Here is an 18,297-nt window from a genome sequence, read left to right as displayed (position 1 = left end):
GGGCCTGCGGGGAACCCGTCACCGGCCCCGACGGCGAGCGGTTAGCCTTCGGGCATGACGGCACCCCACAAGACCGACGTGCACAAGGCCGTGATTCCCGCGGCCGGCCTCGGCACCCGGTTCCTGCCTGCTACCAAGGCGATTCCCAAGGAGATGCTCCCGGTCGTGGACAAGCCGGCGATCCAGTACGTCGTCGAGGAGGCGATCCGCGCCGGATGCGACAACATCCTCACCATCACCGGTCGCAACAAGTCCGCCATGGAGAACCACTTCGACCGGCACTGGGAGCTCGAGCAGGCGTTGGAGCGCAAGGGCGACGAACTGCGTCTGGACCGGGTGCGCAAGTCGGCCAACCTCGGCAACGTGCACTTCATCCGCCAGGGCGAGCCGCTCGGCCTCGGCCACGCGGTGCTCTGCGCGAGACCGCACGTGGGTGACGAGCCGTTTGCCGTGCTGCTCGGCGACGACCTCATCGACGAGACCGAGGACCTGCTGGAGCGGATGATCGCGGCGCGCGGCACGTACGGCGGCTCCGTCGTGGCGCTCATGGAGGTCCCCAAGGACCAGGTGCAGCTCTACGGCTGCGCCGACGTCGAGCCGATCGAGGGCGAGCGGGACCTCGTCCGCGTGAAGTCCCTGGTGGAGAAGCCCGAGCCGGGCGAAGCGCCGAGCAATCTGGCGATCATCGGTCGCTACGTGCTGGACCCGGCGATCTTCGACGCGTTGGAGAAGACCGAGCCCGGGCGCGGCGGTGAGATCCAGCTGACCGACGCGATGCTGAAGCTGACCGACCCGGGCGTGCCCGGCGGCGGGGTGACCGGCGTGATCTTCCGCGGCAACCGCTACGACACCGGAGACCGGCTGGACTACCTGAAGGCCGTGGTGCGGCTGGCCGCCCGCCACCGTGACTTCGGCGACACCTTCCGGGACTGGGTGCGCGAGTGGGCGGCGTCCGACGAGGCGGCGGGCAAGGCCGAGCACCGCCTCATGGAGCATTGAGTCGACTTTCGGGTCGAGGCCATGCGTAGCGTCGAGGATCACCGCCGGCACCTGCTCGATCAGGTCCGGTCGCTCGCGCCCCGCCGCATCCCGGTGCTCGCACCGGAGCTGCTGGGGTCGGTGCTGGCCGCCGATGTCGTCTCCGGTGCCCCCCTGCCCGGTTTCGACAACTCCGCCATGGACGGGTACGCCGTCCGCGCTGCCGATGTCGCCGACGCACCGGTGACCCTTCCCGTGGACGGCGACATCCCGGCCGGTGACACCCGGTCGTCGGTGCTGCAGCCGGGCACTGCCTGGCGGATCATGACCGGCGCGCCCGTGCCTGCCGGTGCGGACAGCGTGGTGCAGGTCGAACTGACCGACGGCGGCACCGATCAGGTGCGCGTCGAGCGAGCCGTCGCGCCCGGCACCGCCGTACGCCGGCTCGGCGGCGACGTCCAGAAGGGCGACGTGGTGGCGTTGGCCGGCACCAGGGTCGCGCCGTTGCACATCCCGGCCATCGTGTCCGCCGGGCACCCCGAGGTGGACGTCATTCCCCGACCGCGCGTGGGGATCGTGACCACCGGCGACGAACTGCGCCCGGCTGGGAGCGATCTGGCGTACGGGCAGGTCATCGACTGCAACGGTCCGATGCTGGCCTCGCTGGTGACCGCGCACGGCTTCGTGGTCGGCGCGGTCCGCACGGTCGGCGACGGGGGACCCGAGACCCGCGCGGCCCTGACATCGCTCGCGGGGGAGGTCGACGCCATCGTGACCTCCGGCGGAGTGAGTGCGGGCGCGTTCGAGCCCCTGAAGCTGGCCTTCGCCGACGACTTCGAATTCACCCAGGTGGCGATGCAGCCCGGGAAGCCGCAGGGGTTCGGGATGCTGGGGGACGTGCCGGTGTTCTGCCTGCCCGGCAACCCGGTCAGCTCCCTCGTCTCGTTCGAGGTGTTCGTGGCGCCGGCGCTGCGCAGGATGGCCGGTCGGCCCGATGCCGCGCACAGCGTCCGCGCGACGGTGCAGACCGGGTGGTCCTCCCCGCCCGGTCGCGCACAGTTCGCCCGGGTCGTCCTGGATCACGATCGGCGCATCGTGTCCTCCGGGGGCCAGGCGTCGCACATCATGGGCGGGCTCGCGCACGCCAACGCTCTGGCAGTGGTGCCCGCAGAGGTCACCCAGGTGCACGAGGGTGATGTGCTCGAGGTCATCCCGTTGATCGGCGGCGCCTGACATGGACCGGCTGACCCACCTCGACGACGCCGGCGACGCCCGGATGGTCGACGTCTCGCAGAAACCGGTGACGGCACGCGTGGCGCAGGCACGTGGTCGGGTCCTGTTGTCGCGCACGGCGATCGGTGCGTTGCGCGACCGGACCGTGCCCAAGGGCGACGCCCTGGCCGTGGCGCGGATCGCAGGCATCCAGGCCGCCAAGCGCACCCCGGAGCTCGTGCCGCTGGCGCACCCCGTCGCCGTGCACGCCGTGTCGGTGAGCCTGGTGGTGCAGGATGACGGCGTCGACATCGAGGCCGAGGTGCGCACCGCCGACCGCACCGGCATCGAGATGGAGGCGCTCACCAGCGTGTCCGTGGCGGCGCTCGCGCTGGTCGACATGATCAAGGCCGTCGACAAGCACGCGCGGATCACCGATATCCGGGTAACGGCGAAATCCGGTGGCCGCTCCGGTGATTGGAGCGAACAGGATGCCTAGGGCGTTGATCATCACCTGTTCGGACCGGGCCTTCATGGGCGAGTACGACGACCGCTCCGGTCCGCTGCTCGTGGCCGCCGTGCGGGAGTGGGGGTTCGACGCGGACGAGGCGCTGATCGTCCCCGACGGTCCGCCGGTGGGGGATGCCCTGCGGGCCGCCGTCGCGGACGGGGTGGATCTGGTCCTCACGACGGGCGGCACGGGGCTGGCGCCGTCGGACCACACGCCGGAGGAGACGGCAGCGCTGCTCTACCGCCGGGTCGCGGGTATCCCGGAGGCGCTGCGCGCGGCCGGCGTGCGCAAGGGGGTCGCGTCTGCGGTGCTGTCACGGGGACTGGCGGGAGTGGCCGGCCGCACGCTGATCGTCAATCTCCCTGGCTCCACGGGCGGGGTGCGGGACGCGATCGAGGTGCTGCGGGACGTCGTGCCGCACGCGGTCGCCCAGGTGCACGGCGGTGGTGACCATTGAGCGACCGGCCGTGGCCGATCGCGATCGCCGGTGACTGGCGCGGAATGCGGATCATGTTGCGACCGTTGCGTGCTCGGGCCGACCGGGCCGAGTTCGTGCAGTTGCGTGCGCAGAACGCCGCCTGGACCAGGGAGTGGGACTCCACATCGCCGATCCAGCAGGCCCCCGTGTCGTTCGCGCAGATGGTGCGCCAGCAGGACCGGCTGGCGGCGCGCGGTGAGCTGTTGCCGTTCGCGGTTGCCGTCGACGGCGAGCTGGTCGGCCAGATGCACCTGTTCAACATCGTGCGGGGCGCGCTGCGGTCCGCGGGGGTGGGCTACTGGATCTCGCAGCGGTACGCCGGGCGCGGCATCACGCCGTACGCCCTCGCGACCGCGATCGATCACGCCTTCGGCACCGTCGGACTGCACCGGGTCGAGGTGAACATCCGCCCCGAGAACCACTCGAGCCTGGCGGTCGTCCGCAAGCTCGAGCTGCGTGACGAGGGGCTGCGCCGGGCCTATCTGCACATCAACGGCCGGTGGCGCGACCATCGCACGTTCGCGGTCGTGAGGGAGGACCTCGCTGCGGGCGAGACGATGGTCGGGAGGCTGCGGGCGACGTATCCGGAACCGGTCTGACGACACACCGACGGTGCTGCGGTGCAAGGCTTTCCGTACGCCGTACCGTCGCCCTCGTGGACAACCCGAGCAGCCTCATCTTCGTTGCGATCGTGGTCGTCTGGGCCGGTTGGCTGTTGCAGCACCAGATCCGCCGCCGGCAGGTGCTCCTGACGGCGCGCACCGTCGAGACGTTCTCCGACGCCATGCGGGTGCTGGAGCGCCGTGCGCCGGTCACCGTCGATGCCTCCCACTCGCACGCTGCCGAGCGCACCTCGCTGCGCGCCGGCACCGTGATCCACGGTGGACACCCCGTGCACGATGAGCCGCAACTTCCCGCACACCACTCGAACGAGGTTGCCATGTCTGCGGATTCGCCCATGACGGACAAGCTCCACCACGTGCTCGACCGGGCACGCACCGTGGCGGGTCAGCGCCGTACGCGCGGCATCGCGTTCCTCGTCGCCGCCGGCCTGCTGCCGCTGACGCTGCTCCTCGTGGTCGCCGGGGCCGTGTCCTGGCTCGCGATCGTCGCCTCGCTGATGCTGCTGGGTGCAGTCCTGCTGTGGCTGCGCGCCGAGACCGTGGCCGAGCAGCGCCGTGCGAGCCACGACGCACCGGCCGTGCGTCGTACGACCCCGCAGACGCGACCGCAGCAGCCGCGTCAGGCCGCGCAGCCGGTGCGCCGCCGGCGCCCCATCGCCGAGCGCCACGACGACGAGACCCACGTGGAGTTGATCCGCTGGGACGACGTGCCGTTCGATGCCCAGCCCGCGCGGGTCCGTGCCCAGCAGGCTCCCGCAGCGCGGACGAACGAGAGCGTCGAGGTCGAGACGGTCGCCACACCGACCGTCGATGCCCCCGAGTCGCCGGTGCCCGCCGCGTCTGTCACAGCGCAGAGCGCCCCCGACGGCACCTGGTCGCCGGTCCAGGTGCCCAAGCCGACCTACACGATGAAGGCCAAGGCGCCCGAGCGTGCTCCCGCCGCACCCGCGTCCTACGAGAACGTGCCGGTGCAGGAGCTGCCCTTCGACGGGATGGCGCTCGACCCCGAGGTCGAGGAGTTGCCCTCGGCCTTCCGCGCCGGCTGACCCGCCCTACCTGGGGTTTCGCTGGGAACGGCTGCGTCCGGGCTCAAGACCGTTGTGCTTGCTCTAGGTTCACTTCATGCACTGGTTCATGATCCCGTTCTTCATCCTGTTCTTCGGCATCGCCCTGTGCAACGTCATCGCGCCGGAGGCCACCTGGCGACGCACCCGTGCGTGGCAGTACAAGAACCCCGGAGCGGCCGAGCCCAGCGCGGCCGCGTTCAAGGTGCAACGCATCAGCGGGGCGGTCGCGATAGTGGTCGGGGTCGTGATTCTGGTCGTGACGCTCAGCAGGTGAGCCGGTTCGGCGGATGGGGCGCGCGGTGTTAGAGTTTCGCTTGCTTTTGGGGCTGTGGCGCAGTTGGTAGCGCGTCTCGTTCGCAATGAGAAGGCCAGGGGTTCGAATCCCCTCAGCTCCACCAGTGGCAGACCCCGTCAGGTCGGCGCGACAGCGTCGGGCGGCGGGGTCTGATTCATTTTCCGGCCCTGGTGATCAGCCCTGTGACGTGGGTCGGATGGTCAGGTCGCCGATCTCCACGTCGTCGGGCTGCTCGATGGCGAACGCGATGGCGCGGGCCACTGCGGCGGGGTCGATGCCCAGCTCGGCCATCCGTCGCTGCATCTGCTCCCGGATCTCGGGGTCCTCCACGGAGTCGACCAGTTCGGTGCGCACGAACCCCGGCGAGATCGAGGTGGTGCGCAGGACGCCGTCGGTGGACTCCTGGCGCAGCGCTTCGAGCAGTGTGCGGACCGCGTTCTTGGTGCCCGCGTAGACGGCCTGGGTCGGGGCGATCTTCAGACCCGAGGTCGACACCGTGGTCACGAGATGACCGCGCCCCTGTTGCCGGAAGACGGGCAGCGCGGCGGCGATGCCGTGCAGCACACCCCGCACGTTGATGTCGATCATCGCGTCCCACGAGTCGACATCGAGGTCGGATACCGGTGCGGTCCGGGCGATTCCCGCGTTGCTCACCAGGACGTCGAGCCGTCCGAACGTCTCGACGGCGACTGCGACCAGTCGCGTCAGGTCGGCGCGTCGGGTGACGTCTGTCGCCACGACCTGAGCGCGTCCTCCATCGGCGCGGATCCGCCCGGCCAGCGCCGCCAGGCGGTCGGTGCGTCGGGCACCCAGGACGACCGCTGCGCCGCGTCCGGCCAACTCCAGCGCCGTCGCCTCGCCGATCCCGCTGCTCGCGCCGGTGATGGCCACGACCTTGCCGTCGATCCCGCTCATGCCTGCCTCCAGCTCTAAGCTGACACTTGTCCGGTTGATAGCAGCGTAACGGACATTTGTCCGTTTAGCTCGAGTCACGAACGGGGAGCCCATGTCAGCACGCGCACCTCGTGCGGACGCGGTCGTCAACCGTGCTCGCATCGTCAGCTCCGCACGCGCGGCGCTGGTCGCGTCGGGCGGATCCGTCGACGGTCTGCGGCTGCAGGCCGTCGCCAAGGACGCGCGGGTGGGGCAGGGCACGCTCTACCGTCACTTCCCGACCCGGGAGCACCTGGTCGCCGAGGTGTATCGGCAGGAGATGGGCGACCTGGTGCAGACGGTGCCCGCGCTGCTCGCCGAACACCCGCCGCTGCGCGCGCTGGAGCTGTGGCTGGAACGTCTCCTGGAGTACGCGCGCGTCAAACGCGGCGTCGTCGCGGCGATCGAGGCGTCGGCGTGGCAGGACCTTTACGCCGACAACGAGAAACGGCTGGACCACGCGCTGCAGACCCTGCTCGACGAGGGCGCGGAGGCCGGCGACGTGCGCGAGGATGTCGACGCGACCGACGTCATCCTGCTGCTCGGTGCCCTGTCGCGCGTGCCCGAGGGGGAGTGGGTTGCCCGCGCTCACACCCTGGTGAGGGTCATCCTCGACGGCCTGCGCCGCTATCGGTAGTCCTCCACGGGCATAGGCGCTGCCCCGTCCCCGGCGGTGCGGCGGGCCAGGTAGCCCCAGCAGTCCGGGCGCGACCCGTCGGCGTCGGTCACGTCGTACGCGTCCGAGAGCTGGCGGGCGGTGACGATCTGACCGGACCATCGGTCGACCCCCGGATCGGCGGCTGCCGCCGCGACTCCGCGCGCGACGTACATCGGGGACTCCGAGATGGCGAAGCCCGGCTCCTTCGCCAGGGCGTCACGCCAGCGCTCCTCGGTCACGCCGAACCCCTCGAGCATCGCTTCGGAGCGCAACCAACCGGGTGTGACGCCGATGGCCGTGACCGGCTCCTCCCGCAGCTCGAAGGTGAGGCCCTTGACGATGCGTTCGACGGTGGCCTTGACCAGGTCGTAGTAAAACCGACGCCCTCGCGGAACGACCTGTTGAACTGCGCCGTGCCGTCGGTCATCTCCACCACCAGCGCGCGTACGCCGGTATCGCGCGCCGTGCGCAGCATCAGCGGCAGTGCATGGTGGCTGGTGATCAGGTGGGTGTCGACGCCCATCCGCAGCATCCGCAGGCCGCCCGCCAGGTCGTGCTCCCACAGCGGGCGGTCCCACTGCGCGTAGCGGTCGCCGCCGAAGATGTCGTTGACGAGCACGTCGAGGCGGCCGTGGTCCTGCTCGATCTCGCGCACCAGCGCCTGCACCGCGTCCGGATCCTCGTGGTCGACCACCACGGCGCGCCCGGTGCCGCCGGCCGCGTACATCGCCTCGGCCGTGCCCTCGATGGTCTCGGGGCGGTCAATCTCCGAACGGCCGGACGCCCGGCTGCTGCGGCCGGTCGCGTAGACGAAGGCGCCCGCGCGCGCCAGTTCGACGGCGATCGCCCGGCCGGCGCCGCGGGTGGCCCCGGCGACCAGGGCGACCCGGTCGGTCAGCGGTCCGTGCTCCATGGGGTGCTCCTGCCGCGCGACGCTCGGGCCCCCCTTGCTACCGCAGTCGGCGCGGCGCCGCAACGGCGCTCAGTAGCGCTGGGGCGCCCGGCCCGCTCCGCCCCGCAGGTACTCCAGTTCGCGCTCCGTCGGCGACTTCTTGAACGCGAAGACGAAGAACATGATGACGTTGAGGATCGGGACGAGCCCGATGAGGACCCACCAGCCGGAGTAGCCCGAACGGCGGATGATGCGCACGATCGCCCAGATGTAGAACACCAGAACGATCAGGTAGACCACGCCCGCACCGATGAACACGCCGTTGGCGATGTGGAAGTCGTTCGTGTTCTCGGTGTCCATGACGCCCCTCGTTCAACCCGCGCAGATGTGGTGTGGCCGAAGGTAATACACCGGTCGCGTCGGCGGTGGGGGAAGATCTGCAGGTGTCGACATCCCGCCCGGAAGCCGTGCTCTTCGATCGTGACGACACGCTCATCGGGAACGTCGCGTACAACGGCGACCCGGCCCTCGTCGTGTCCGTCCCTGGTGCGCGCGAGGCCCTCGATGCCGTACGCGCGGCCGGCCTGCGCACCGGCGTGGTGACCAACCAGTCGGCCATCGGGCGCGGGTACATCACCGAGGCCGACATGCGGGCCGTCAACGACCGCGTCGAAGAACTGCTCGGGCCGTTCGACACCTGGCAGTTCTGCCCGCACACGCCACAGGACGACTGCGCGTGCCGCAAACCGCGGCCCGGCATGGTGCTCGCCGCTGCCGCGGCGCTCGGGGTCGCGGCGAGTGCATGCGTGCTGATCGGCGACACCGAGGGCGACATGTCGGCGGCGCGCGCGGCCGGTGCCCACGCGATCCTCGTGCCCGGACCGGCGACGACGCAGCAGGCCGCCCGCGCGGCGTCGGCCGTCTGCGCAGACCTTGGCGAGGCCGTTCGTCTGGCGTTGCGCGGGTCGGCGAACGAGGCGCCGTGAGAAGGTTTCCCGTGTGGATCAGCTGAGGGAGCCGAGACACCTGGTGGCGCCCCGCGCGAAGGCCATGTGGGCGACGCAGTACGGGGTCGCGGGGGTCGTCGTGCTTGCCGTGGTGGTGGTCCTGGTGTGGACCGGCGCCATCACCGGGGTGTGGCGTTACGTCGCGTGCGCGGCCGCTGCGCTGCTGGCCGTGGTCGGGATCTGCGTGGTGCCGTTCTGGCGCTACGCCGTGCATCGCTGGGAGATCACCGACACCGCCGTCTACACCCAGCGCGGCTGGCTGGTGCGCGAGCGACGCATCGCGCCGGTCTCCCGGGTGCAGACCGTCGACACCGAGCGCGGACCCATCGACCAGCTGTTCGGCCTGACCACCGTCACGATCACGACCGCGTCGGCCAAGGGTGAGCTGCGCATCGAGGGTCTGCGGCGCGGCGACGCCGAGAAGGTCGTCCGCGACCTCACCACCGCCACCGCGGTCAGTCCCGGCGACGCGACGTGACGGCACCGGGCGGGGTCGGGTACATCGCGGACATCCCCGAGGACGGCGTCTGGCGGCGGCTCAGCCCGCGGATGCTGCTGATCCACCCGGTCCGGGAGATCATCCGCTTCCTGCCCGCCCTGGTCACGGTGGTCTTCGCCGGCCGCAGCGGCGGACAGAACTGGTGGGGGTTGATCGTCGCCGCGGTCGCCATCGGCGCGGGAGTCGCCCGCTGGCTCACGACCCGCTACCGCTTCACCGACAGCCAGGTGCAGCTACGGGCCGGGCTGCTGCGGCGTACGACGGTCGCCGCGCCGGCCGACCGGGTGCGTTCGGTCGACGTCACCGCCTCGATCCTGCACCGTGCGCTCGGCCTCGCGGAGGTGAAGATCGGCACCGCCGCCGGGGAGAAGGAGATGCGGCTCAACGGGCTGACCACGCGGGAGGCGGCCGACCTGCGAGCCGACCTGCTGCACCGCAGTCGAGCCGGGGGCGTCGAACTGTCCAAGGACCCCGGACCGGTCGAGCCGGAGCGGCAGCACGACGAGGGTGCGGACGTCGAGCTCTACCGGCTCGATCCGTCCTGGCTGCGGTACGCGCCGTTCGGCCCGAGCGGGCTGGTCGCCGCCCTGGCGATCTTCGGTCTGGCCAGTCAGGTGGTCCAGGCCACCGGGCTCGACCCGACCCGGTCGGGGGCCCTGCGCGATGTGAGTGGGGCGGTGCTGCGCGCCGGGACCGTGCTCGCCGTCGCCGTCGGTGTGCTCGTCCTGCTCGTCGTCGTGGTGCTGCTGTCCCTGCTCGCGTACACGCTGGCGTTCTTCGGTTTCCGGCTGACCCGCAGCCGTGGCGGGGAGACCCTGCACGTCGCCCGCGGGCTGCTCACCACCCGCGCCGTGTCGCTGGAGACCCGGCGGCTGCGGGGGATCGAGCTTCACGAACCGATCCCGCTGCGCTGGGTCGGGGGCGCCCGGCTGCGGGCGGTCACCACAGGCCTCAAGGGCGACGACCGCGGGATGAGCGCGATGCTGGCCCCTCCGTCGCCGACCGCTGTGATCGCGCGGACCGCAGGCCGGGTGCTCCGGTTGCCCGGAGAGTTGCGGATGCCCCTGCGACAGCACGGCGTGGCGGCCCGTCGCCGGCGGTGGGGTCGGGCGTTCGGAGTCTCCGTCCTCGTCGCGGCCGTCCTCCTCGTGGTGGCGTGGTGGATGTCCTCGTGGTGGTGGGTGGCGCTGGCCGTGCTCGCGATCGTGCTGGCCTGGCCGCTCGCGGTCAGCCGCTCGGCCGCGCTCGGCCACCAGGTCACCGACCGTTTCGTGGTCGGCCGGTCCGGTGGCGTGCGCCGCACGACGTTCGTGATCGAGCGCGGCGGGGTGGTCGCTCTGACCACGCGGCAGTCGCTCTTCCAGCGTCGGGTGGGCGTCTGCTCGGTGATGCTCGCGACGGCCGCCGGCAGCGGCTCCTACGAGATCCTCGATGTGACCACCGACCGTGCGGACGAGGTCCTCGACGAGGTGAGCGGCGGTCTGTCGTGCCAGTTCAGCGCACGGCCCGCGAACTGAGCCTTCCGTGTGGTGACTCGTCTGCGGCCGTGCCGGTTCTGAGGCGGCTTGGACGAGGATCGCTGCAGCCGGCCTCCGCTGCCGCCGTCACCTGCGTTGGTTGTCGGCGGATCGGTCACTTTCCTGCACCGGCGCCACGGGCCGACGTGGGTTGTCGGCGGATCGGTCACTTTCCTGCGTCGGCGCGCGGGTCCTCAGACCCAGCTGGGGAACCACATCCGCCACTGCCAGTGCGTCTGCGGGATGACCTGGCCGGTCCAGATGGGCCAGAAGAAGATGAAGAGCGCCGTCACCAGGAGCAGATAGCCGCCGACGGCCACCTTGCCGAAGAGCACCCGGCGCGCGTCAGCCGTGACCGGCCCCAGCATCAGCCCCAGCACGAAGACGCACGCGAGCACGACGTACGGGGAGAAGACCACGCTGTAGAAGGTGAAGATGGTCCGCTGCTGGTACTCGAACCACGGGAACCAGCCCGCCGCGACACCGCCCCAGATCGCACCGGCGCGCCAGTCGCGGCGCAGCAGCCAGCAGAAGAGCAGCACCGCCAGCGCCACCGTGCCGAACCACCAGATGCCGACGTTGCCCAGTGAGGTGATGGCCTTGCTGCACTGCGCCGCGCCGCACTCGTGCGGGGGCGGGCTCTCGTAGAAGAACGACGTCGGGCGGGTCTGCAGCATCCACGACCACGGGTTCGACTCGTACGGGTGCGGCTGCGTGATCGACAACGCGGCCTTGTACATCTCGACGTTGTACTGCCACAGCGAGCGCAACGGATCCGGCAGCCAGGCGAAGAGGTGGCTGTCAGGGGAGATGCCGTCGTTCTTCACTGCCGGGTTGTCGGCCGCCCACTGCCGGTCGTACGCGCCCGGGTGGGAGAACCAGCCGATCCAGGTGATCAGATAGGTGCCGACGGCGACCGCCACCATGTAGACCGCCGCGGGCAGCGCGTCCTTGATGAAGGTCGCGCTGATCCAGCGGCGTACGCCGACACTGCGCCGGGCGCCGACGTCCCAGAGCACCGACATCACGCAGAAGACCGCCAGGTAGTAGCCGCCGGACCACTTGGTGGCCACGTCCAGACCCAGGCACACGGCGGCGACCCAGCGCCACGGTCGCCAGCCGAGCCACGGTCCGGCCAGGTCGTGGGAGTCCCAGGTGCCCGCGTCCTTCATGGCGGCGACCTTGCGGGCCAGGATGCCGCGGGTGCGGGCCCGGTCGGCGAGCAGCGCGACGAACCCGGCGAGCGCCCAGAACATCACCATGATGTCGAGGATCCCGGTACGGGACATGACGAACTCGCTGCCCTCGAAGCACAGCAGGAGGGAGGCGATGGTGGCGAGCAGCGGTGATCGGAACAGGTGCCACGCCGCCCGGCCGACGAGATAGATGCTGAGGGTGCCGGTCGCGGCGACAGCGAACCGCCAGCCGAACGAGCTGTTGATGCCGAAGAGCGACTCTCCGAGGCCGATCAGCCACTTGCCCATCGGCGGGTGCACCACGAAGTCGGGGTTCGCACCGTAGATGTGCGGATTGCCCATCGTGAAGAGGCTGTCGGGGTTGTTCGTGATGCCGGTGGTCTTGTCCTGCTTGCGCTCGTACCCGAAGCGCATGAGGGACCAGCCCTCTTTGACGTAGTACGTCTCGTCGAAGATCAGCTGGTGGGGACGGCCGACGTTCCAGAACCGCAGGATTCCGCCGACGACGGTCAGCATCGCCGGGCCGAGCCAGCCCCAGAGCTTCTCCTGCGCCGTACGCGGTCGCCCGAGCAGCCGTCGGCGCAGCTGCTCGGTGGTGCTGAGGGCCCGGGTCGGCGCCAGGCGGGTACGCCGCGGCGGACGCACGAGCGTCTGGATCACGGGTGACCTCCCTGCCACGTCGCTGCGCACCGCGGTCCGCCACCGGTTGGCAGGGCCGCCGCAGGGAGATTAACCGACGGGGCTGCGTCACGCCGTGTCTGCCACGGCCCGGTCGCCGTGCCAGGGTGGCGTGCGTGACTGGAGCACTGGTGCTGGCCGCCACCCCGATCGGCGATCCGCGCGACGCCGCCCCGCGGCTCGGCGCGGAACTGACCACCGCCGACGTGGTCGCCGCCGAGGACACCCGCCGCCTGCGGCGGCTCACCGACGACCTCGGCATCACCGTCGGCGGCTCGATCGTGAGTTACCACGAGCACAACGAGGCGCGGCGTACACCGGAGCTGGTCGAGCGGATCGCGGGCGGCGAGCGGGTCGTGCTCGTGACCGACGCCGGGATGCCCTCGGTGTCCGACCCCGGCTACCGCCTGGTGGTGGCCTGCGCCGAGCGGGGGCTCACGGTGACCTGCGTGCCCGGCCCGTCGGCGGTGCTCATGGCATTGGCGGTGTCGGGCCTGCCGGTCGACCGGTTCTGTTTCGAGGGGTTCTGCTCCCGCAAGGCCGGTGAACGCGCCCGCCAGTTGGCCGCGTTGGCCGGCGAGCGCCGCACGATGGTCTTCTTCGAGGCGCCGCACCGGTTGTCCGAGACGCTCGCCGCGATGGCCGACGCGTTCGGCGCCGACCGGCGCGGTGCGGTGTGCCGTGAGCTCACCAAGACCTACGAGGAGGTCCGCCGCGGCGGGCTCGGTGAGTTGGCGCGGTGGGCCGCGGACGGCGTCCGCGGGGAGATCACCGTCGTGGTCGACGGCGCCCCGCAGGTGCAGGTCACCCTCGAGGACGCTCTGCCGCAGGTGCTGGGGCTGGTGGCGGACGGCGTACGACTGAAGGACGCGTGCGCGAGCGTCGCCGACCGGACCGGGCTGTCGAAGAAGGCGCTGTACGACGCCGCGGTCGTGGCCAGAGGACAGAAGGCGGCGCCGGTGGTGCCCGAGATGCCGGAGCCCCGCTGACCCCGCGTTCGCGGTAGGTGCACGGTTTGCGTCTGTGGTCAGGGCGGCAGCACTGGCCGCAGACGCAGAACCCCCACATCGTCGTACGACGCCCTGCGCTGACTCAGCGGCGCCGCCGTTCGGGCTGGGAAAAAGCGGTGGCCCGCCCTCCCTAGACTTGCCCGGTCATGAAGATTTTGTCTGCAGTCGCCTGGCCGTACTCGAACGGTCCCCGCCACATCGGTCACGTCGCCGGTTTCGGGGTGCCCGCCGACGTCTTCAGCCGGTACATGCGGATGGCCGGGCACGACGTGCTCATGGTCAGCGGCACCGACGAGCACGGCACGCCGATCCTGGTGCTCGCCGAGCGCGAGGGCGTCACAGTGCGTGAGATCGCCGACAAGTACAACGCGGTGATCGCCCAGGACCTGACCGATCTCGGGCTGTCCTACGACCTGTTCACCCGCACCACCACCGTCAACCACTACACCGTCGTCCAGCAGCTCTTCGAGTCCATCGACGCCAACGGCTACTTCATGGAGCAGACCACCCGCGGCGCGATCAGCCCGAGCACCGGGCGCACCCTGCCCGACCGCTACATCGAGGGCACCTGCCCGATCTGCGGATATCCCGACGCACGCGGCGACCAGTGCGACAACTGCGGCAACCAGCTGGACGCCACCGACCTGATCGACCCGCGCAGCAAGATCAACGGCGAGACGCCGAAGTTCATCGAGACCCAGCACTACTTCCTGGACCTGCCGGCGCTGGCCGACGCGCTCGGGGAGTGGCTGGACGAGCGCGAGGCCAGCGGGGAGTGGCGGCCCAACGTCATCAAGTTCAGCCAGAACATCCTCGCCGAGATCCGGCCGCGCGCGATGACCCGCGACATCGACTGGGGCATCCCCATCCCGCGGGAGGGGTGGGAGTCCAAGCGCTTCTACGTGTGGTTCGACGCCGTCATCGGCTACCTGTCGGCCTCGATCGAGTGGGCACGCCGGCTGGGGGAGCCCGACCGCTGGCGGGAGTGGTGGAACGACCCGGCCGCGCGGTCGTACTACTTCATGGGCAAGGACAACATCGTCTTCCACTCCCAGATCTGGCCCGCGGAGATTCTCGCCAACAACGGCAAGGGGACCCGTGGCGGACAGCCGGGGGAGTACGGCGAGCTCAACCTGCCCACCCAAGTGGTGTCCTCGGAGTACCTGACGATGGAGGGCGCCCAGTTCTCGACCTCCCGAGGGCACGTGATCTACGTGCAGGACATGGTCGCGCGCTACGGGCCGGACGCGCTGCGCTACTTCATCAGCGCCGCCGGTCCGGAGACCCAGGACTCCGACTTCACCTGGGCCGAGTTCGTGCAGCGGAACAACTCCGAGCTGGTCGCGGGCTGGGGCAACCTGGTCAACCGCACCGCGTCGATGATCGCCAAGAACTTCGGCGAGATCCCGACCCCCGCCGCGGCCGAGCCCATCGACGAGGCCCTGCTGGACGGCGTACGCGGTGGGTTCGCCGAGGTCGGCCGCCTCATCGAGGCGCACCGGCAGAAGGCGGCGCTGCAGGAGGCCATGCGGTGGGTGCGCGAGGCAAACAAGTACGTCACCGACACCGAGCCCTTCAAGCTCAAGGGCGATGATCAGCGTGACCGGCTCGCGACGGTGCTGCACACCCTCGCGCAGGTCGTGAGCGACCTCAACACGATGCTCGCGCCGTTCCTGCCGCACAGCGCCAACGTCATCCACCGGGTGCTCGGCGGGACGGGTGAGTTCGTGCCCATGCCGCGGCTGGAGCAGGTGCGCGACCTCGACGAGCCCGAGCGCGGCTACCCGGTCATCACCGGCGACTACTCCGCCACGCCTCGCTGGGAGCGCCGCGCGATCGTGCCGGGTGTGCCGGTGCCGAAGCCGGCGCCGGTCTTCACCAAGCTCGACCCGAGTGTCGTCGACGACGAACTGGCCCGGCTGCAGGGCGAACTCGCGTGATCGGTCGTACGCCGTGAGCCGGGGTCACGAGGCCGGCTCGCGCGGCGGGCCGCCGCCCGCGCCCGACCGGCTGCCCGTCGCCGTGGTCGACAACCACACGCACTGGGACATGGCGCGCGACGGCGAGAGCCCGCCCGACATCCCGCAGGCCATCGCCGCGGCGCGGGCCGTCGGGGTGGACCGGTTCGTGCAGGTCGGCTGCGACGTCGAGGGTGCCCGGTTCACCGCGCGGGTCGTCGAGCAGTATCCCGAGCTGGTGGGCGCTGTCGCGCTGCACCCGAACGAGGCGCCGCGCCTGGCCGTCGACGGCACCCTGGACGAGGCCCTCGCCGAGATCGCCGCCATCGCCGCGCACCCGCGGATCCGGGCGGTCGGCGAGACCGGGCTTGACTACTACCGCACCGACGAGGTCGGTCGCCCGGCCCAGCAGGCGTCGTTCCGTGAGCACATCGAGCTCGCCAAACGCCTCGGCAAGGCACTGCAGATCCACGACCGCGACGCGCACGACGACGTGCTGGCGATCCTCGCCGATCAGGGCGCGCCGGACCGCACGGTGCTGCACTGCTTCTCCGGCGATGTGGCGATGGCGCGCGAGTGCGTCGAGCGGGGCTACTTCCTCAGCTTCGCCGGCACCGTGACCTTCAAGAACGCGCGTGACCTGCGCAACGCGCTCGCGGTGACCCCGCTGGAGCACCTCCTGGTCGAGACCGACGCGCCGTACCTCACCCCCTCGCCGTACCGCGGCGCGAGCAACGCGTCCTACCTGGTGCCGCTCACCGTGCGGGCGATGGCCGGCGTGCTCAACGTCGACGTCCCGACGCTGGCGAAAGCGTTGTCGGACAACAGCGAACGGGTCTACGGGCCCTGGTGACGGCTGGTCCCGCGATGGTCAGCGTCCTTGTGGCGCCGACGCCCCGCGGACGCTGACAACCGGTCGGGTACTGCTGCGTAGGGTGGCTCCGTGACGACGCCCGCCGGTGACGGCCTCCTCGGCGCGACCCAGGTGCGCGCGCTCGCCGCGGAGCTGGGTCTGCGGCCGACCAAGCAGTGGGGCCAGAACTTCGTCATCGACGCCAACACGGTGCGCAAGATCGCGCGCCTCTCCGGCGTCGGCCCGGATGACCAGGTCGTCGAGGTCGGCCCGGGCCTGGGTTCTTTGACCCTGGCCCTGCTGGAGTGCGCGGGCGGCGTGACCGCGGTGGAGATCGACCCCACCCTGGCCGCGCGGCTGCCGCAGACCGTGCGCGAGGTGGCCCCGGACCGTGCCGACCGGCTCCAGGTGGTGCAGGCCGACGCGCTGCGCACGCCGCTCCTGCCGGATCCGCAGCCTGTCGCCCTGGTGGCCAACCTTCCCTACAACGTGTCGGTGCCGGTCGTGCTGTCCTACCTGGAGTGGTTCCCGAGCATTACCCGCGTCCTGGTGATGGTGCAGTGGGAGGTCGCCGAGCGCCTCGCGTCACCGCCGGGCAGTCGCGTCTACGGAGCCCCCAGCGCGAAGGCCGCCTGGTACGCGCGGGTCCGCCTCGCCGACCGCGTCGGCCGCAACGTCTTCTGGCCGGCGCCGAACGTCGACTCCGGGCTGGTCGAGATGATCCGCCGCGACGCGCCGGTCTCGCAGGCCCCGCGGGAGGCGGTCTTCACCTGCATCGACGCGGCGTTCGCCCAGCGCCGCAAGACGTTGCGATCAGCGCTCGCCGGCTGGGCCGGCAGCCCTGCCCTCGCCGAGCAGGCCCTGCGCGCCGCCGGTGTGGATCCCGGCCTGCGCGGCGAGCGATTGACCATCGATGCGTTCGCCGCGATCGCCGCGAATCGTCCGGCATAGTGGGCGGCATGCGGACCGTTCCCTCCTCACCCGGTGTCCAGGTGAGGGTGCCCGCGAAGGTCAACCTCGAGCTGCAGGTCGGCCCGCTGCGCGACGACGGCTACCACTCGCTCGCGACGGTCTTCCACGCCGTCAACCTCACCGACGAAGTCCGTGTGACGCCCGCGACCCACTGGGGGTGCGCCGTCAACGGCCCGTACGCCGCCGCCGTGCCCACCGGCACCGACAACCTCGCGGTCCGCGCGGTGCAGCTGCTCGGCGAGCGCTTCGGCATCGAGGAGATGCTGCAGATCGACATCGACAAGCACATCCCGGTCGCCGGCGGGATGGCCGGAGGGTCGGCCGATGCCGCGGCGGCGCTGGTCGCGGCCGACGCGCTCTGGTCGCTCGGGCTGACCCGGGCCGACCTGATGGGGATCGGCGCGGAGATCGGCTCGGATGTGCCGTTCGCCATCACCGGTGGGACGGCCCTCGGCTCGGGGCGTGGTGAGGTGCTGGCCCCGGTGCTCACGCAGGCCGACTTCCACTGGGTGTTCGCCCTGCAGCACGAGGGCCTGTCGACCCCGAAGGTCTACGCCGAGTGCGACCGGTTGCGCGTGGGGGAGTCGGTGCCCGCGCCCGAGCCGTCCGGAGCCCTGATGTCCGCGTTGCGGTCCGGCGACGTCGACGAGTTGGCGCCGCACCTGCGCAACGACCTGCAGGACGCCGCCATCTCCCTGATGCCGAGGCTGCGCGAGGTCATCGACACGGGGATGGAGGCCGGGGCGTGCGGAGCGGTCGTCTGCGGGTCCGGCCCGACCGTGGCGTTCCTCTGCGCGAGCCACCATCTGGCGCTCGACCTGATGGTGACCCTGAGCGCGGGCAAGGTGGCCGACGACGTCGTACGCGCCGTCGGACCCGCCCCCGGAGCCCACGTGGTGACCGACCTGCACTCGGTCGGTCCGGCCTGACCTCGCGCGGTCGTGAGCACCGTCGCTGCTC

General features: G+C 71.1%; 21 protein-coding genes and 1 tRNA gene. 17 read left to right on the top strand and 5 right to left on the bottom strand.

The features are described 5' to 3' along the window. Window positions 1-54 precede the first annotated feature (54 nt). The 8 genes from galU (at window position 55) to LVQ62_RS00235 (ending at window position 5,267) form a co-directional block, all read left to right on the top strand. Window positions 55-999, top strand: coding sequence for a UTP--glucose-1-phosphate uridylyltransferase GalU (gene galU, locus LVQ62_RS00270; protein WP_233763521.1), 945 nt, complete (start codon window positions 55-57; stop codon window positions 997-999). 21 nt (window positions 1,000-1,020) lie between these two features. Then, window positions 1,021-2,211, top strand: coding sequence for a gephyrin-like molybdotransferase Glp (gene glp / locus LVQ62_RS00265; RefSeq protein ID WP_233763520.1), 1,191 nt, complete (start codon window positions 1,021-1,023; stop codon window positions 2,209-2,211). 1 nt (window position 2,212) lies between these two features. Continuing rightward, entirely contained in the window at window positions 2,213-2,689 is a 477-nt protein-coding gene (gene moaC, locus LVQ62_RS00260) for a cyclic pyranopterin monophosphate synthase MoaC (protein WP_233763518.1), read from the top strand. Further along, a complete protein-coding gene (locus LVQ62_RS00255) occupies window positions 2,682-3,158 on the top strand; it encodes a molybdenum cofactor biosynthesis protein B (RefSeq protein WP_233763517.1) in 477 nt (158 codons plus the stop codon). The genes moaC and LVQ62_RS00255 overlap by 8 nt, the downstream gene beginning before the upstream one ends. Further along, entirely contained in the window at window positions 3,155-3,778 is a 624-nt protein-coding gene (locus LVQ62_RS00250) for a GNAT family N-acetyltransferase (protein ID WP_233763515.1), read from the top strand. Before LVQ62_RS00255 ends, LVQ62_RS00250 begins: the two co-directional genes overlap by 4 nt. Window positions 3,779-3,834: 56 nt before the next feature. Beyond that, window positions 3,835-4,848, top strand: a complete 1,014-nt coding sequence (locus tag LVQ62_RS00245; RefSeq protein ID WP_233763513.1) for a hypothetical protein — start codon at window positions 3,835-3,837, stop codon at window positions 4,846-4,848. 76 nt (window positions 4,849-4,924) lie between these two features. Further along, a complete protein-coding gene (locus tag LVQ62_RS00240; protein WP_179479069.1) occupies window positions 4,925-5,143 on the top strand; it encodes a DUF6199 family natural product biosynthesis protein in 219 nt (72 codons plus the stop codon). Between the two features lie 48 nt (window positions 5,144-5,191). Beyond that, window positions 5,192-5,267 (top strand) — tRNA-Ala (locus LVQ62_RS00235). Between the two features lie 71 nt (window positions 5,268-5,338). Here LVQ62_RS00235 and LVQ62_RS00230 read toward each other — a convergent pair. Next, window positions 5,339-6,079 carry an SDR family oxidoreductase gene (locus tag LVQ62_RS00230; protein WP_233763511.1) on the bottom strand — a complete coding sequence of 247 codons (741 nt, stop codon included), beginning with the start codon at window positions 6,077-6,079 and terminating at the stop codon, window positions 5,339-5,341. Between the two features lie 91 nt (window positions 6,080-6,170). On the opposite strand from LVQ62_RS00230, the gene LVQ62_RS00225 reads away from it, so the two are divergent. Further along, window positions 6,171-6,734 carry a TetR/AcrR family transcriptional regulator gene (locus LVQ62_RS00225; protein WP_233763509.1) on the top strand — a complete coding sequence of 188 codons (564 nt, stop codon included), beginning with the start codon at window positions 6,171-6,173 and terminating at the stop codon, window positions 6,732-6,734. Here LVQ62_RS00225 and LVQ62_RS00220 read toward each other — a convergent pair. The 3 genes from LVQ62_RS00220 to LVQ62_RS00210 all read right to left on the bottom strand — a co-directional run bounded on the left by LVQ62_RS00220 (window position 6,725) and on the right by LVQ62_RS00210 (window position 8,007). Further along, entirely contained in the window at window positions 6,725-7,012 is a 288-nt protein-coding gene (locus tag LVQ62_RS00220) for a hypothetical protein (protein WP_233763507.1), read from the bottom strand. The two genes, LVQ62_RS00225 and LVQ62_RS00220, sit on opposite strands and share 10 nt — an antisense overlap. Beyond that, window positions 6,991-7,668: an SDR family NAD(P)-dependent oxidoreductase gene (locus LVQ62_RS00215; protein WP_233763505.1), complete on the bottom strand. Its 678-nt coding sequence runs from the start codon at window positions 7,666-7,668 to the stop codon at window positions 6,991-6,993. Before LVQ62_RS00215 ends, LVQ62_RS00220 begins: the two co-directional genes overlap by 22 nt. 69 nt (window positions 7,669-7,737) lie before the next feature. Next, window positions 7,738-8,007, bottom strand: coding sequence for a DUF805 domain-containing protein (locus LVQ62_RS00210; protein ID WP_208051442.1), 270 nt, complete (start codon window positions 8,005-8,007; stop codon window positions 7,738-7,740). Between the two features lie 83 nt (window positions 8,008-8,090). On the opposite strand from LVQ62_RS00210, the gene LVQ62_RS00205 reads away from it, so the two are divergent. The 3 genes from LVQ62_RS00205 to LVQ62_RS00195 are packed head-to-tail and all read left to right on the top strand — an operon-like array spanning window position 8,091 to window position 10,670. Beyond that, window positions 8,091-8,633, top strand: a complete 543-nt coding sequence (locus LVQ62_RS00205; RefSeq protein ID WP_233763503.1) for an HAD-IIIA family hydrolase — start codon at window positions 8,091-8,093, stop codon at window positions 8,631-8,633. Between the two features lie 13 nt (window positions 8,634-8,646). Then, the gene (locus LVQ62_RS00200) at window positions 8,647-9,132 is read left to right on the top strand and encodes a PH domain-containing protein (protein ID WP_233763501.1); all 486 of its coding nucleotides are present in this window, start codon (window positions 8,647-8,649) and stop codon (window positions 9,130-9,132) included. Continuing rightward, a complete protein-coding gene (locus tag LVQ62_RS00195) occupies window positions 9,129-10,670 on the top strand; it encodes a PH domain-containing protein (protein WP_233763499.1) in 1,542 nt (513 codons plus the stop codon). The genes LVQ62_RS00200 and LVQ62_RS00195 overlap by 4 nt, the downstream gene beginning before the upstream one ends. A 194-nt stretch (window positions 10,671-10,864) precedes the next feature. Here LVQ62_RS00195 and LVQ62_RS00190 read toward each other — a convergent pair whose 3' ends face one another. After that, complete coding sequence (locus LVQ62_RS00190; RefSeq protein ID WP_233763497.1) at window positions 10,865-12,526, bottom strand: dolichyl-phosphate-mannose--protein mannosyltransferase; 1,662 nt, start codon at window positions 12,524-12,526, stop codon at window positions 10,865-10,867. A gap of 134 nt (window positions 12,527-12,660) precedes the next feature. Here LVQ62_RS00190 and rsmI point away from each other — a divergent pair, with 134 nt between their 5' ends. The 5 genes from rsmI (at window position 12,661) to LVQ62_RS00165 (ending at window position 18,266) form a co-directional block, all read left to right on the top strand. Next, on the top strand, window positions 12,661-13,533 hold the full coding sequence (gene rsmI / locus LVQ62_RS00185) for a 16S rRNA (cytidine(1402)-2'-O)-methyltransferase (protein ID WP_233763496.1): 873 nt from the start codon (window positions 12,661-12,663) through the stop codon (window positions 13,531-13,533). A 167-nt stretch (window positions 13,534-13,700) separates the two neighbouring features. Next, a complete protein-coding gene (metG, locus tag LVQ62_RS00180) occupies window positions 13,701-15,494 on the top strand; it encodes a methionine--tRNA ligase (RefSeq protein WP_233763494.1) in 1,794 nt (597 codons plus the stop codon). Window positions 15,495-15,507: 13 nt separating this feature from the next. After that, window positions 15,508-16,365: a TatD family hydrolase gene (locus tag LVQ62_RS00175; RefSeq protein ID WP_233763493.1), complete on the top strand. Its 858-nt coding sequence runs from the start codon at window positions 15,508-15,510 to the stop codon at window positions 16,363-16,365. A 90-nt stretch (window positions 16,366-16,455) separates the two neighbouring features. Further along, window positions 16,456-17,316 (top strand): 16S rRNA (adenine(1518)-N(6)/adenine(1519)-N(6))-dimethyltransferase RsmA, encoded by an 861-nt coding sequence (gene rsmA, locus LVQ62_RS00170; RefSeq protein ID WP_233763491.1) that lies wholly within the window; start codon window positions 16,456-16,458, stop codon window positions 17,314-17,316. Between the two features lie 8 nt (window positions 17,317-17,324). Beyond that, window positions 17,325-18,266 carry a 4-(cytidine 5'-diphospho)-2-C-methyl-D-erythritol kinase gene (locus LVQ62_RS00165; protein WP_233763489.1) on the top strand — a complete coding sequence of 314 codons (942 nt, stop codon included), beginning with the start codon at window positions 17,325-17,327 and terminating at the stop codon, window positions 18,264-18,266. The last annotated feature ends 31 nt before the right edge of the window (window positions 18,267-18,297 follow it).

This window comes from Allobranchiibius sp. GilTou73 (assembly GCF_021391335.1).
GTDB classification, from domain to species: Bacteria; Actinomycetota; Actinomycetes; order Actinomycetales; family Dermatophilaceae; genus Allobranchiibius; species Allobranchiibius huperziae.
This window is presented reverse-complemented; position numbering and strand designations above follow the sequence as displayed.